Here is a 13,440-nt window from a genome sequence, read left to right as displayed (position 1 = left end):
CTGCTGCAGCACGGTGGCCGCGGTCACCGGGGTGGGGCGGCAGGTGGCGCGAACCGGCTGCCCCTGCGCCGGGTCTGCGCCGACCGCAGGGACCGCGGATCCCTGCGAAGTCCCCGGTGGCCCGCTCACCGGCCCGTCGGCCGGCAGCAGATCGACCTGGATCACGTCCACCTGTTTCTCCAGCTGGGAGGCGACCTGCCGCGGATCCACCCGGTCCAGCTCCACGATGAACGTCGCCCGCCGGATACCGGCCGACTGTGTCACCTCGACGCCGAAGTCGCTGAGGGCGTAACCCCGCCGAGCCAGCAGACAAGTGATCCGCGCGACGGCCCGCGGGCGGTCGCAGAACAGGACGGACAGTCGATGACGTTCCAACGGAATCTCCTTCGGGGCTCCTGCGGCGGGGCGGACGCCCGCACCGCGGGTTGAGGAACGGCGACCGGACCGAACCGGAGACCGTCCGCTCGGCCTTGCCACCACGTACCGGCCTGCCGTGGAAGAAAGCCGTGCACAGACGCACGGAGGCAGGGAGACGAGCCGCCGCGGCACCGACGCCACCGACGAGGACTGCCCTACGGGGAGCCTGCGGGAGGGTGCCGGCGTCACCCGACATGTAGCGCAACCGTACGGGCACCGATCGTGATGGTCAGCCGCCGAAGGGGAAGCGGATCAGGCAACCAGGAGCGCCGGACATGACGTCCGGGCGACCCGGGCCACCCCGGGGGCCGAGGACCCGGCCGCCCCCGCCGGGTGCAGCGGCCTCAGCCGTGGAGGTCGACGAGCCGCATCCCGCCGTGGTCCGAAGTGAGGTCCAGCGTCTTGGCCCCTAGCTTCCGCCACACCGAACGGACGGCGTCGAGGCGGCCCGGGCCGGTTCCGAGCGCGATGACACAGTCACCGCCCACCGCGCCGGAGCCCTTGACCGCGACACCGTCCCGGGCGGCCCCGGAGACCAGCTCGGCGATCCTCGCCCGGGCGGGCACACCGAGTTCACAGGCGACGTCGTGCAGTATGCCGCCGTAGCCCGAGACACTGCGCAGAAGCGCCGGCGCGCAGGAGGCGTCCGCCGCCGCCCAGAAGTCCGCCAGGACCGCGTGCATGCGCTCGAGGATCGCCGGGGCGGAGGGGATCATCTCGAACTCGGCCAGGCTCTCCCTGGTATCGGCGGTCACACCGCTCCACGCGGCGGCGAGCAGCAGCCCGGGGGGAACGGCCGCGGGCCTGATCCGGGCCACGCCCTGGAACAGCGAGTAGTCGACCCACCCGCCGTACACACTCGCGGCCACGTCCGCCCCGCTGCCGTGACCGCCCTGATGGGCGCGGTGCACCGCGAACGCGAGGTCGAAGATCCGGCGACGTACGTCGGCCCCGGCGAGGTCGAGACCCGTCACGGCGCCCAGACAGCCGAGCACCGCGACCGTGCCGGCCGCGCTGCCGCCCAGCCCGGTCTTGCGGCCCGCGCCCGTGCCCACCCCGCGTACGGTCAGGTGCCGTGGTCCGGTGAGTGCGAACGCCTCCGCTCCCGCGGTGACGGCCGCCGCGAGCAGACGCCCGCCCTTCGCCCGCCACACGGCCGACAGCGGGGCGTCGATCCCCAGGTCCGGTGCGGTCAGCCACCAGCCGCCCGCCCGGGGGACGCTGCGGCACTCGATGCCGGAGCTCACGGCCGTCACCAGTGACCGTCCGCCGTGCAGGACCGCGTACTCGCCGACGATCATCAGCTTCCCGGGTGCGAACACCCGCGTGCCGGTCACGTCGCGCCCCCTCCCGCCGGCGTCGGCGTGTCCTGCCACGGGGCCGGCAGCCGCGCCCAGGACGGCGGTTCACGCAGCACGCGGGGACCCTGGCCGGGTCGGGAACGCAACACCCGGTGCACGCCCGGGACCTCGGTGAGAGCGGCTGCGACGCCGTCGGCCGCGCCGGGCTCGCACACCACCTTGACCTGCGGACCGGCATCGATGGAGAAGAACGCGGCGGTCCCCTCCTCCCGCAGCCGCCACACCTCGCGCATCACCGCGACCGTCGCCGGCTCCCAGTACAGCAGCGGGGGAGTCGAGCCGAGTGCGGTCGCGTGCATGCGCAAAGCGTTGCGCTCGACGACCGGACCGAGCGCGGCCAGATCCCGCCGCTGCACCGCATCGCGCACCAGGGAGAGGTCGGCCGGATTGGCGTCGAGCCAGGCCCGGTAGAACGGGGAGGTCGACGCGGTACGGACCATGCCCTCCCGCGACGAGATGTGCTTGGGTTCCTCGCGGGTGACGGCGATGACCACGGCGAGCGGCCAGTGGTCCGCAGCGGCCACCTGACGGACCGTCTCCTCGGCCCCGACCTGCCACTCCACGAACCCGCCCAACAGCGACCGGCACGCCGAACCCGAACCGCTGCGGGCGAGCGCGGTCAGGTCCACGTTCCCGGGAGCCTCATCGGCGGCCTCCGCCAGCGCGTAGGTGAGGGCCGCATAGGCGGATGCCGAGGACGCCAGGCCGGACCCCACCGGGAAGTCGGACTGCACCACGACGTCCACCGCCCGGCGGATCCGCAGCACCTCGCGCGCGTGGGCCACGAAACGTCCCAGGCCCTCGGTTGGTCCCGGCGGATGCCACACGGCCCGGTCGGATTCGCCCCGGGACCGGAAGCGCACGGCGGCGAGCGAGGTGAGACCGTCCAGCGTGACCGACAGACTGGCGTTCGCGGCACGGTTGCCGCCCTCAGCAGTCTTGCCCCAGTACTTGACCAGCGCCAGATTCGCATGGGCCTGTGCAAGGATCACAGCGCACCGACCCGGGCCAGGAATGCCTCGATCATCAGCCGGCGTTCCTCACAAGGAACTCCCGGGCCGGCTGTGAAGGGCACGGGCCCCGATCCCTGCTCGGTGAGGTAGGCCCGTACCAGCCGGTCGAACGGGGCGGGCAACGGCAGTCTGCCGGTCGGGTCGGCCACCACGGAGGCCAGCTCGTCGGCGACAGATTCGAGCCACAGGGCGCGGTAGCGCGCGAAGCCCCGGTCACTGGCCGGAAAGCACTGGGCGATCTGCAGGTAATCGATCTCGATGATGCGCTCGATATCGTCCGTCCATGACATGAAGGTCTCCCCGCTACGGCTGGATCCAGGCCCTGGAGACCACTATGCGCGGCCCCCGTCGGACGGCTCCTGCCCCAACGGGCAGCCCATCGCCCCAACGCAGGTCCGCCCGCCGCAACGAACGGTCGGCCGCCATCGAGCCGTCACCCACCAGGGGTGCGCTCACCAGCCGCCGCCGGGAACCAGGCCGACGACGGCCGGTCGGGCCGCATCGAGGACGATCGGGAACCAGACGGAGAAGGGGTGGGTGGCACGCAGCTCGTGCAGCCGGCCCGGCGTGACGAAGCTGGTGTCCGCGACCTCCAGGGGGTCGGGCTCGGGGGCGGCCGCATCGACGATGCCGACGAAGAGGTGGTTGTACTCCTTCTCCACCAGGCCGGTACCCGGGTCGGACAGGTCATAGGTGACCGTGCCGGCCTCCTGGAGCCGCATCGGCGCGCAGCCGAGCTCCTCCGTGATACGCCGGGCTGCCGCCAGGAACGGCGCTTCGCCGGGAGCCGGGTGGCCGCAGCAGGTGTTGGACCAGACTCCCGGTGAGTGGTACTTGCCGAGCGCCCGCTGCTGAAGCAGCATCCGGCCGTCCGCGTCGAAGAGGAAGACCGAGAACGCCCGGTGCAGATTCCCCGGAGCCTGGTGGGCCGACAGTTTCTCGGCCGTTCCCACGGTGCGGCCGTGTGCATCGACCAGTTCCAGCATCGTTTTACTCATGGTTGTGCTGCGCCTTCCGGCATCTGGACCCGAGCCGTCAGGCCCTGGTCGGCGGGTGGAATTTTCCGTGGGCTCGACTTCGAAGGCCGGCCCATGTCGAATGCTTGGTTCTCATCTGCTCGCGATTCCTCGGCCGCAGGCACCTCCGCCACCCCGACGACCGGCGTCACCGGCCCGCATCGAGCAGTCGGGACCGCAGTCCTACCAGGGCCCGCATCCGGGTGAGGCTGATGTGACACACGGGGCGTGCCTGACGCAGGAAGGCGACCGGGCTGTCCTCGGGCACGGTGAGTGTCGCGCTCCCCGTCCCGGGCCGTCCGGCCAGGAGGAAGAGGGAGCGTCGCAGACCACCACGGTCGGTCGGCTGGAGGACGTGGAGCGGCAGCGGGGCGGGCAGACCGATCCTGCGGGCCGGGACGAAGGTGTACCGGGCGATGAGACGCCCGTCGTCTCCGGAGGCGGACGCCTCGACGGTCGATCCGGCCGCGAACGTGAAATCCGCGAGCTCCTTCGGGATGCTCCACAGTGCTCGGCCGCCCGCCTGCGAGATGCGGCTGTCAACCCAGATCTTCAGGACGGTCCCCCGGACGGGAGGACGCAGGCGCGCCACCGAGCAGACCATGAACTCGCGATAGGGCCCCACACTGCTGGTGTCGTAGGAGACCCAGGCCGCGACGAGCAGACGGGTGCCGTCGCGGCCCACCGGGGCCGGCGGCCGCAGCTCGCGGGGGAGGGCATCGGCCGGCAGGCGAAGCGCGGTGCCGTACATCCGGCCGGTGAGCCGCCACGGGGCGGGCGGGTACGCGGTCTGCGGTGGTGGCGGTGCCGGGTGCGGGCGCTCTGTCGTCATCGGAGTCTCCAGCAGGGGCGTGGTTCGGCTGTCGGGGAAGCACTGTCAGGGAAAGCACCGTCAGGGCGGCGGGGAGAGCTCCGCGGCCGGGATCCAGTTGCTGTGCGTGCCGGTGGCGATCCGGGCGGGCAGTTCGACCGTGGCGACGGGACCGGCCGCCGGATCGCCCGCGTCCAGGAAGCTGAGGGTGCCCGGCCGGTTGTCGGCCCGGTAGGTCAGGTGGGCGATCCATCCGCGGTCCTCCTCGTGGCGGTCGGGATCGGGGATGAAGACGGCCTCGGACGTGGCCGAGTCCTCCGGGAGCCGGTAACGATCATCCCGCCCGGTGACGAGGTCGTGCCGGATCACCGTGTCGGGAAGGCGCAGCGCGTGGGCGTTGGGCCGGGTGCCGGTGAGTGCGTAGAAGTAGCGCAGCGGCTCCCCGAGCCGCCGGGGGTCGCTCCGCGGCAGCTCGTGCGGCAGGTCGCCGAGCTGGGTGGAGACGGCGGTGCCCCGGTACGGGTCGATGCTCCAGTTCCACAGGGTGCCCTCGCGTGAGAGCGGGTCCTCCCCGGGGTCGGTGAAGATGCGCGGGTAGCGGATCGCGGTGAGCTCGATGGTCCCCGACGGGGTCTCGTGGGCGCCGACCAGATGGAAGACGAAACACTGCGGTACGTCGATCCACCTGACGTCGGCTGTGGCCCCGGCCCGGGGGACCACGGCGATACGGGTACGCCGCGCGGGGTCCCACAGGTAGGGGAAGTGCCCCCGGACCGCCAGTGCGGGCGTGAACTGGACCGGTGTGGTGAGGAAGAGGAGATGGCGGCGGGTGAGGGCGACGTCGTGGATCATCGGGCGCCCGTCGAGGGCGATCCGCCTGCTGTGCATCCGCCGTCCGTCGCGGTCCAGCACCAGGTAGTCGGCCCACCGGTGCAGGGGACTGCCGGCGATGAGGTGGAGTTCACCGGTGCGCGGGCAGCGCTTGGGATGAGCGGCGAACCCGTGGGGGACGGCGCCGTCGAGGTCCGTGTAGGCCAGCGTCTCCAGGGTCGGCGCCAGGTGCACCGGCAGGCAGCCGGTCTCCACCAGGGCCAGCAGCCTGCCGCCGTGGGCCAGCATGTTGGTGTTCACCGTGTCGATCGGGAACCGGCGCGGCCCCGGCGGCCGTGCCTCGTGCAGGGCCCTGCAGACCCGGCGGGACCGGATCCAGCGGCTGCGGAACCAGCGGGCCCCGCCGTCCGCGATACGGATCGCGCTGACCATCCCGTCCTGTGTGAACCAGGTGTACCGTCCGGCTCCGGTCCGCCGGGGCGGGCGGACCGGGTTCGGCCCGATCTGGGTGAACAGGCCGTCCAAGGTGCCGGGCAGACGTCCCGTGACCTTCAGCTCCGTGCCGGAGGACTCGCACGTCACCGGTGTGTACGCGTTCTGCAGGTACGGGCTGAGGGCCTCCTGGCCGCTCCTGAAGGGGAACCGGGTCATGTCGCTCTCCCGTCCGTGCTCTCCGCCACGTCCACCCGTGCGGGGACCGAGGCGAGGCCACGGGGGCGAGGACGGCGGCAGGGCAGTCGGTCGGCGACCCGCGGGTGGGTGGCGATCACCAGCGCGTTGACGACCAGCAGGCAGGTCACGGCGAAGAAGATCGCCTCCTCGACGGGAAGCCCCAGCAGCCGGAGACCCGTGGTCCGCTCGGGAGACAGCCGCCACGTCCCGGCGGCGATGGCCACCCGGTCGATGACGCACAGGTACAGCCACACCGGCACCACCATCAGGGCGCGGAGCCGCCGTCGATCGGCCATCAGATCCGCGCCGACACCCGCCTGAAGGGCGAGCAGGGGACCGAACCAGACGAGCAGGGCGCCGAGATAGGTCAGGCGCGTGTCGGCGGCGGCGATCGACCCCAGCGCGGCCGCCGAGAGCCACAGAGCGCAGAACACCGTTCGGCGCCCGGGGCCGCGGATGGTACGGGCACCGTGCAGAACGCCCCCGAGCCGCCGGATGTACAGAGGAGGGCCTCCGCCGTCCGGGAGCCGGGGCCCGGCGCGCGACCCGATGATGAAGACCCGGGGTGGAGCCGCCTCCAGCAGACAGACGATCGACCACAGGCCGATCAGCACCGTCTGGCCCGCCATGAAGAGGTACTCCTCGAACGGAACACGCCCCCAGGTGGCCAGCACCCCGTCCGGTGGGTAGCTCCAGACGCCGTGCCGAATGATCCAGCTGTCCCACGGAGGCGTCCACACCAAGGCGGCGACGACGAGCAGCGCGGTGATCCAGGCCGCCATCCGCAGTCGCCCGCGCTGCGCGGGACCCGGGTGCCGCCGGCTCACGAGAGCGGTCAGCACCGCGGCCAGCAGGAGTGCGGGGGCGAGGAACAACCCCAGGAAGCCGAGGTAGGTCATGGCACCGCGCTCCGTCGAAGCGCACCGGCCTGCCGCCAGGCACGGGCGGCGACGCGCACCCGGGTGCGCGGCGGAACCGACACCCGGCGGTCGAGGATCTGGTAGTCGGCGCTCTCGATCGCCTCGAGGATGCCCCCGTACAGGGTGAACGCCGTCTCTATGCACGGACGGCTACTGGGCGCCAGCATGGGGATGCCGCCCACCGCGTAGGCGTACTGACGGCGGTTGCGGTCGATCTCGTACCGCAGCAGGTCCCGCAGGTTGCGCGACACCCGCGTCCTGCCGAGCTCGGCCTCACTGACGGCGAAACGCTCCAGGTCCTCCTGCGGAAGGTAGATCCGGCCGCGGTCGTAGTCCTCGGCCACGTCCCGCAGGAAGTTGCTGAGCTGGAACGCCTCTCCCATCACCCGGGCGCGGTCCGCCGCCTCCGGGGCCAGCGGTTCCAGGATGGGGATCAACTGGAGGCCGATCACCGCGGCCGAACCGTAGACGTAGCCGCTGAGGTCTTCGAACGTGCGGTAGCGGGTCACCGTGAGGTCGGCACGCATCGAGGCGAGGAAGGCATCGACGTGGCCGATCGGGATCTCCCACTGCCGCATGGTGTTCAGCAGGGCCCGGGCGACCGGCTGATCGGCCCGGCCGGCCCGCAGCTGCGAGGTGACCTCGGCGGACCACGCATCGAAGTGAGCGGCTCGGGTCGCCTCCGGTTCGTTGTCGACGATCTCGTCCGCGAAGCGGGCGAAGCCGTAGAGCGCGTGAACGTGCGGCCGCTTGGCCGCCGGGAGCAGCCGGGTGGCCAGGTAGTAGGTGCGTCCATGGCTCGCGGCGAGGTGCCGGCAGTAGAGGTAGGCGTCCTGGAGCCGGGGATCGTCGATGCCCGCCCTGCTCAGCGCCCGACGGCGGTCGCTCACCGTCCGCCCCCGCTCGCCTGCAGGCGGACCGGCCCGGGGCGCCCGGGCGGCGCGCCGCGTCGTGCGGGACCGGTGATCCGCTCGGCTGCCAGCCGCCCGCTGATCAGCGCCATGGGGATGCCGACACCGGGATGGGTGCCCGCGCCGGCCAGCACGATGTTCTCGCCGGCCAGGTTCGGCGTCCGGAACGGGCCGGTCTGCCCGAGCGTGTGCGCCGCGCTGAACGGAGTCCCGGCCGGACAGTCCCGGCGCTGCCAGTCGACGGGTGTGGTGACCGTGGCCGCCTGCGGGTCCTCGGCGAGCTCGGGATAGCCGTGACCGGTGAGGGTCCGGCGGACCAGATCGAGGTAGGGGCCGCGGTGGATGTCCCAGTCGACGTGGCCGTCGGCGAGATTCGGTGTCGGGAAGAGCACGTAGTGGCTGTGATGACCCGGCGGGGCGAGGCCCGGATCGGTGACGGTCGGGGTGCTCACGAGGAACGACGGATCGGACATCAGCCGACCCTGGCGGGTGATCTCCTCGAACCCGCCGCGCCACGACCTGCCGAAGTGGATCGCATGATGGTCCCGGTCCGCGGCGCCGCGCGGGGCGCCGGCGAGCAGCAGGAAACAGGACGGCGAGAAACGCAGTGAGCGAAGCCTCCTGGGCGACCGGTTCAGCAGCTGGGGGAAGGCCAGGAACGGGTCCGCGGTGATGACGACCGCGTCGGCGGGCAGCCGGTCCCCGTCCTGCGTGACGACCGCGCGGGCACGGCCGCCGAACGTGGTCTCCACCCGCTCGACCCGCTGCCCGTACCTGAAGGTGACGCCGTGCCGTTCGGCCAGATCGGCCAGTGCCTGCGGCAGGCGGTGCATGCCTCCGTGGGGGAAGAACACCCCGGCGACCGTGTCCATGTAGGAGATGACGGCGTACAGGGCGCGGGCCCGGTGCGGGGCGACACCGGCGTACAGCGCTTGGAACGAGAAGAGCCGGATGGTGCGGGGGTCGTGGAGGTAGCGGCGGATCCTGGCCTCCAGGCCGCCGAACGCACCGAGAGCGGCGAGCCGGGCCAGCGCGGCCACGTTCAGATCGAGCGGGCCGTCGACGTTGCGATCGATGAAGTGCGCGTATTCGGCGCGGTAGAGCCGCTGCAGGTACGCGGCCAACCGCCGGTAGCCGTCAGCCTCGCCGGCACCGCAGACGCGGCCGATCTCATCGGCCATCGCGTCGCGGTCGGCGTAGGCGCGCAGCGTACTGCCGTCCGGGTAATGGGCACGGTAGGCGGGGGAGAGCCGGTGCAGGGTGAGGTGGTCGTCCATCTCCTCATCCACCGCCCGGAACGTCTGCTCGATCAGCTCCGGCATCGTCAGCACGGTGGGGCCCGTGTCGAACCGGTACCCGTCCCGTTCGACCAGCCCCGCCTTGCCGCCGGGGGCGCTGCCCTGTTCGACGACGGTGACGTCGCGTCCGGCCGCGGCCAGGTGTACCGCGGCGGACAGACCGGCCAGTCCAGCCCCGACGACGACGACGTCCTGCACGTGTGCGGTGACACCTGCGGTCATCCTGTACCGCCCTTCCCCGAGCGCCGACGATGGTGCAGCCCTGCCGTGCGGTCGGCGTGTTGCGCACACCCTGACGCCGAAGAGCACCGCGGTCGCAGCCTTCGAAGAGAAACGGGCGTGGTGGCTTCCGAACATCCTGTGCCGTAGCCCGGGGGACGTCCCTCCTTTTCGTGCCGTCCATCGGGCAGGACCTGGGCCGAGGGTCCGCCTACCACCTCGGCGAGCCCGCTCGGTGCGCCCCCGGGATCAGTCCCGCCGTCCGACCTCCCACCACCAGGCGATACTCGGACACGGAGATGCTGCAAGGAATTCATCGCCGACCCGGTCCCGGCAGAGCAGCGGTGCCCGAGCCGGAGAACGCCTGTACCGGGCGGATTCGTAGCACCATTGAAGGTTTCCACTGATCATGTGTCCTAGATTCTTGAGATACTTCTGCGTCGGGGGGCTGACATCGGCTGCGGTCTGTTCGTGGAGCCGGACGAAGAGGCCCATGATGCGATTGCACAGTTCGATGGACCGGTTGATACCGGGCTGCAATCCGCCTTCGGAGCGCGTGAGGACGTTGACGATGTTGTGTGACTTCTCGCCGGCGTACGAGAAGAGATCCGCATGAAGGTTGATGAGCAGTCCGGCTGCCTGGCCCATGGCTGCAACGGAGGGCATCTCTCTTTCCTCTGCCGGCAGTTCACCTCCCCCTCCGCAGATCTCCACCGATACGATGGCTGCGCGAGCTGCTCCGCTGTACAGGCGCTGAATCAGATAGTCATCGAGTGAGAAATCAGAGGATCTATGGGTGAAATCTAGCTCCCAGGCGACACCGAGCAGCCATGCCTCGAAGGCGGAACTCCAGAGGCGAATCTGGGTCCCGGTGGAATTCATGGCAATCTGCTGGCGAAGCGTTGCGAAAGAGCTCAGCAGGGGGTCTTCCTCGTCATGTTCCGCCAGAGGTGATTCAAGCAGGTGTGCCAGCTTCGGGGAAATTTTCCGATAGGATCTCCTGCGCTGCCCGAGTGGTCCGCGATCAAAGAGGTCATCAATGGAGAACCCCAAATATAGATAGGACGCATGTAGTAGCAGAAGTTCCTCAGGGGCTGCCGGGATCATGCTTCCGGCAGCTCTCGCACTGCCCGTGGCCAAAACCCTCTCCCGATCGATTCCGGTATTGTCGAAAAGTCGACGCCGATCCATCCATTCGATGGCCTGCGTCTGCGCCGCCGACTCTCCGGGGTGATAGGCGGGTGAAATCGGGCAGTACAGAGGTATCTGCTTCGGGGTGAAGTGATCGAAATCTGATGGTGAGGACATCGGGAGACCCCCGGCTGGAATCTGAACGAGTCACAGGATAGATATTCCTGTGGCTCTGGCCGTCACTTCGGATCCCGTATCCGGCGGTCGACCGAGGGAGCCTTCTGTGCAGCTTCATCCGGCCGGATCCACGATCGATGCCCCGAGGGGAGTCCGTTCGGGCGGGAGTCGGCACCCCGGACGGTGACGGGGACGACCGTCTCCACCGCCCGCCCCGGTGGCCCCGGCCCGTCGGCGCTGTGGTCGGGGCCGCCCGGTCGGCGGGTTCAGCGGATGTGGAGCCGGGTGGTCAGTTCCTCCACGAAGGCTTCCAGGTGGGCGGATCGAGGCTCTCTGCGGGTGGCGATGTACCAGGTGCGGGGGAGTCCTTCGGGGCCGAGCCGGACGGTGCTCAGGCCGTGGGAGACGAGGTAGGGGGCGGCGACCCAGTTGGGGAGCACCGTGATGCCCTGGCCTGCGGCGACCATCTCGATGAGGAGGTCGGTGATCACGGGCATGACGGTGATGCGCCCGGGTCTGGCACCGTGCGGGATCGGCAGCGGGGTGGACGGGATGCGGTTCTGGTCGTAGCCGTCGTAGAGCACCAGGTGGGTCCCGGCGAAGTCCTCGGCCGTGACGTGGGCACGGCCGGACCAGGGGTGCCCGGCCGGGACGACCGCCACCATCTCGTCCTCGAACGCCCTGGTCAGACTGACCCGGTCCATCTCGCGGTCGGGTTTCGTCACGAGGGCCACGTCCACCAGACCGGCCAGCAGGGCGGGGACGGGAGCGTCGTCGGGCACGGCGGCGATCCGGATCTCCGCCTCGGGGTGCCGTTCGCGGAACGCCCGGACGACCGGGGGCAGCCACTGGAAGGTGGTGCTGCACTGGGCGGTGAATCTCACGTGGCGGGCGTGGCCGTCGCGCATCTCGCGCAGGTCGCGGGCGGCCGACTCCAGTTCGCCGAGCACCTGACGGGCTGCCACCAGCATGCGTCTGCCCGCCTCGTTGGGGACCAGCCGGCGGCCGCGGCGGTCGAACAGCGGCTGGCCGAGGCGTCCTCCAGCCGGCCGAGGCGCTGGCTCAGGGCGGGCTGGCTGACGAAGAGGCGTTCGGCGGCGCCCGTGAGGGTTCCGGCGTCCGCGGTGGCGGACAGGAGCTCCAGGTCACGCAGATCCACGTTCATAACGAGGGATTATCACATACTTGAAAATTCGTCCTGGTGTTATGTGTGCCGCCCTCCTAGGTTCGTTCGTGCCGGCGGGAACGGGGGCTCCGGGGCCCCGCCGCGGGCAGCCGAGTAATCACCTGCACAGAGGAAACAGCCATGTCACGCACCAACACCGCCGTCGTCACCGGATCGTCCAGCGGGATCGGCCTGGATATCGCGCGGGCCTTCCTGGCGGAGGGGGGCAATGTGGTCCTGAACGGCCGGGAATCGGAGCGCCTCGCGAAGGCCGCCGCCGCGCTCGGGCACCCGGAGCGAGTGGTCGCCGTGCCGGGCGGCATCGGGGAGGCGGCCACCGGGCGGGCCCTGGTGGCCGCCGCCGTCGAGCGCTTCGGCGGGGTCGACGTGCTCGTCAACAACGCCGGCACCTTCGCCCCCAAGCCGTTCACCGAGGTCACGGAGGAGGAGCTCGACGGCTACCTGTACGGCAACCTGCGGGGCACCTACCTGACGACTCAGGCCGTGGTGCGTCAGCTGCGGGCCCAGGGGCGCGGCGGGGCGATCGTCAACATCGGCACGGTCCTGGTGGACCACGCCATCGCCGGGTTCCCCGCCTCCGCCCCCGTGGTGAGCAAGGGCGGTGTGCACACGCTGACCACCAGCCTCGCGGCCGAGCTCGCCGCCGACGGCATCCGGGTCAACCTGGTCGCCCCCGGCGTGGTCCGCAGCCCGCTGCACGCCGGCGCCGACGTGGACTCCTTCGGCGGGCTCCACCTGCTCAACCGGGTCGCCGAGGTCTCCGAGATCTCCCAGGCCGTGCTGTACCTGGCGGGCGCCGAATTCGTCACCGGCCACGCCCTGCGGGTGGACGGCGGCCACGTCATCGGCCGTGCCCTGTGAGCGGCCGGGCGGACGCCGAGACCGCGGTCCGTGCGGTTCTCGGGGCGTACTTCGACGGCCTGTACCAAGGGGACCGCGAGGCTCTGGAAGGGGTGTTCCACCCGCAGGCCGTGTACGCGACCGCGACCGAGGGTCCGCTCCTGCTGCTGCACATGCCGGAGTACCTGCCGATGGTCGCCCGCCGGGAGCCGCCGGCTGCTCGGCGGGAGGAGCGCCGTGACCGCATCGTGTCGGTCGAATTCGCCGGCCCGGTGACAGCGCTGGCCCGTGTCGAGTGCGCGATGGGACCCCGCCGTTACAGCGACTTCCTGACCATGGTGCAGGTGGAGGGCCGCTGGCAGATCGTCTCCAAGGTCTTCCACTTCGAACACTTCGAAACGGAGAGCTGAACCGTGCCGTACGTCAACGTGAAGATCACTCGGGAGGGCGCCACCCCCGAGCAGAAGGCCCAGGTCATCGCCGGCGTCACCGATGTGCTGGTGAAGGTCCTCGGCAAGAGCCCGGCCACCACCTTCGTGGTGCTCGACGAAGTGGCGCTGGAGGACTGGGGAATCGGTGGCGTGCCGGTCGAGGAGTACCGCCGCCACGCCTGAGTCCCGGCCACGGGCCGGTGCAC

Annotated in this window: 15 protein-coding genes and 1 pseudogene; 3 read left to right on the top strand and 13 right to left on the bottom strand. The window is 71.0% G+C overall.

Annotated features, from left to right (window positions below):
• From AA75_RS10985 to AA75_RS51775, 13 genes and pseudogenes are all read right to left on the bottom strand, one after another.
• A pseudogene (locus tag AA75_RS10985) lies at positions 1 to 375 on the bottom strand (hypothetical protein); the annotation flags it as partial.
• Between the two features lie 386 nt (positions 376 to 761).
• Positions 762 to 1,754 (bottom strand): mevalonate kinase, encoded by a 993-nt coding sequence (locus AA75_RS10980; RefSeq protein ID WP_033819702.1) that lies wholly within the window; start codon positions 1,752 to 1,754, stop codon positions 762 to 764.
• Positions 1,751 to 2,770, bottom strand: coding sequence for a diphosphomevalonate decarboxylase (gene mvaD / locus AA75_RS10975; RefSeq protein WP_051812118.1), 1,020 nt, complete (start codon positions 2,768 to 2,770; stop codon positions 1,751 to 1,753). The genes AA75_RS10980 and mvaD overlap by 4 nt, the downstream gene beginning before the upstream one ends.
• Positions 2,767 to 3,081, bottom strand: a complete 315-nt coding sequence (locus AA75_RS10970) for a hypothetical protein (protein WP_033819701.1) — start codon at positions 3,079 to 3,081, stop codon at positions 2,767 to 2,769. The genes mvaD and AA75_RS10970 overlap by 4 nt, the downstream gene beginning before the upstream one ends.
• Positions 3,082 to 3,243: 162 nt before the next feature.
• The gene (gene idi / locus AA75_RS10965) at positions 3,244 to 3,789 is read right to left on the bottom strand and encodes an isopentenyl-diphosphate Delta-isomerase (RefSeq protein ID WP_233288985.1); all 546 of its coding nucleotides are present in this window, start codon (positions 3,787 to 3,789) and stop codon (positions 3,244 to 3,246) included.
• 166 nt (positions 3,790 to 3,955) lie between these two features.
• Entirely contained in the window at positions 3,956 to 4,639 is a 684-nt protein-coding gene (locus AA75_RS10960; protein WP_051812117.1) for an acetoacetate decarboxylase family protein, read from the bottom strand.
• Between the two features lie 60 nt (positions 4,640 to 4,699).
• On the bottom strand, positions 4,700 to 6,100 hold the full coding sequence (locus AA75_RS10955; protein ID WP_033819699.1) for a carotenoid oxygenase family protein: 1,401 nt from the start codon (positions 6,098 to 6,100) through the stop codon (positions 4,700 to 4,702).
• Positions 6,097 to 7,020: a lycopene cyclase domain-containing protein gene (locus tag AA75_RS10950; protein ID WP_051812116.1), complete on the bottom strand. Its 924-nt coding sequence runs from the start codon at positions 7,018 to 7,020 to the stop codon at positions 6,097 to 6,099. The genes AA75_RS10955 and AA75_RS10950 overlap by 4 nt, the downstream gene beginning before the upstream one ends.
• A complete protein-coding gene (locus tag AA75_RS10945) occupies positions 7,017 to 7,931 on the bottom strand; it encodes a phytoene/squalene synthase family protein (RefSeq protein ID WP_033819698.1) in 915 nt (304 codons plus the stop codon). Before AA75_RS10945 ends, AA75_RS10950 begins: the two co-directional genes overlap by 4 nt.
• Entirely contained in the window at positions 7,928 to 9,472 is a 1,545-nt protein-coding gene (crtI, locus tag AA75_RS10940) for a phytoene desaturase family protein (protein ID WP_033819697.1), read from the bottom strand. The genes AA75_RS10945 and crtI overlap by 4 nt, the downstream gene beginning before the upstream one ends.
• A 246-nt stretch (positions 9,473 to 9,718) precedes the next feature.
• On the bottom strand, positions 9,719 to 10,777 hold the full coding sequence (locus AA75_RS47280) for a hypothetical protein (protein ID WP_149038068.1): 1,059 nt from the start codon (positions 10,775 to 10,777) through the stop codon (positions 9,719 to 9,721).
• A gap of 266 nt (positions 10,778 to 11,043) precedes the next feature.
• Positions 11,044 to 11,742: a LysR substrate-binding domain-containing protein gene (locus AA75_RS10935; protein ID WP_233288984.1), complete on the bottom strand. Its 699-nt coding sequence runs from the start codon at positions 11,740 to 11,742 to the stop codon at positions 11,044 to 11,046.
• Positions 11,658 to 11,942 (bottom strand): LysR family transcriptional regulator, encoded by a 285-nt coding sequence (locus AA75_RS51775; protein WP_233288983.1) that lies wholly within the window; start codon positions 11,940 to 11,942, stop codon positions 11,658 to 11,660. Before AA75_RS51775 ends, AA75_RS10935 begins: the two co-directional genes overlap by 85 nt.
• A 141-nt stretch (positions 11,943 to 12,083) precedes the next feature.
• On the opposite strand from AA75_RS51775, the gene AA75_RS10930 reads away from it, so the two are divergent.
• From AA75_RS10930 to AA75_RS10920, 3 genes are read left to right on the top strand one after another with little or no spacing between them, the layout of a single operon-like run.
• The gene (locus AA75_RS10930) at positions 12,084 to 12,824 is read left to right on the top strand and encodes an SDR family NAD(P)-dependent oxidoreductase (RefSeq protein WP_033819696.1); all 741 of its coding nucleotides are present in this window, start codon (positions 12,084 to 12,086) and stop codon (positions 12,822 to 12,824) included.
• The gene (locus tag AA75_RS10925) at positions 12,821 to 13,213 is read left to right on the top strand and encodes a nuclear transport factor 2 family protein (RefSeq protein ID WP_033819695.1); all 393 of its coding nucleotides are present in this window, start codon (positions 12,821 to 12,823) and stop codon (positions 13,211 to 13,213) included. Before AA75_RS10930 ends, AA75_RS10925 begins: the two co-directional genes overlap by 4 nt.
• 3 nt (positions 13,214 to 13,216) lie before the next feature.
• Positions 13,217 to 13,417 (top strand): 4-oxalocrotonate tautomerase family protein, encoded by a 201-nt coding sequence (locus AA75_RS10920; protein WP_033819694.1) that lies wholly within the window; start codon positions 13,217 to 13,219, stop codon positions 13,415 to 13,417.
• Positions 13,418 to 13,440 lie beyond the last annotated feature (23 nt).

The sequence above is a fragment of the Kitasatospora sp. MBT63 genome (genome assembly GCF_000710465.2).
Taxonomy (GTDB): Bacteria; Actinomycetota; Actinomycetes; order Streptomycetales; family Streptomycetaceae; genus Kitasatospora.
This window is presented reverse-complemented; position numbering and strand designations above follow the sequence as displayed.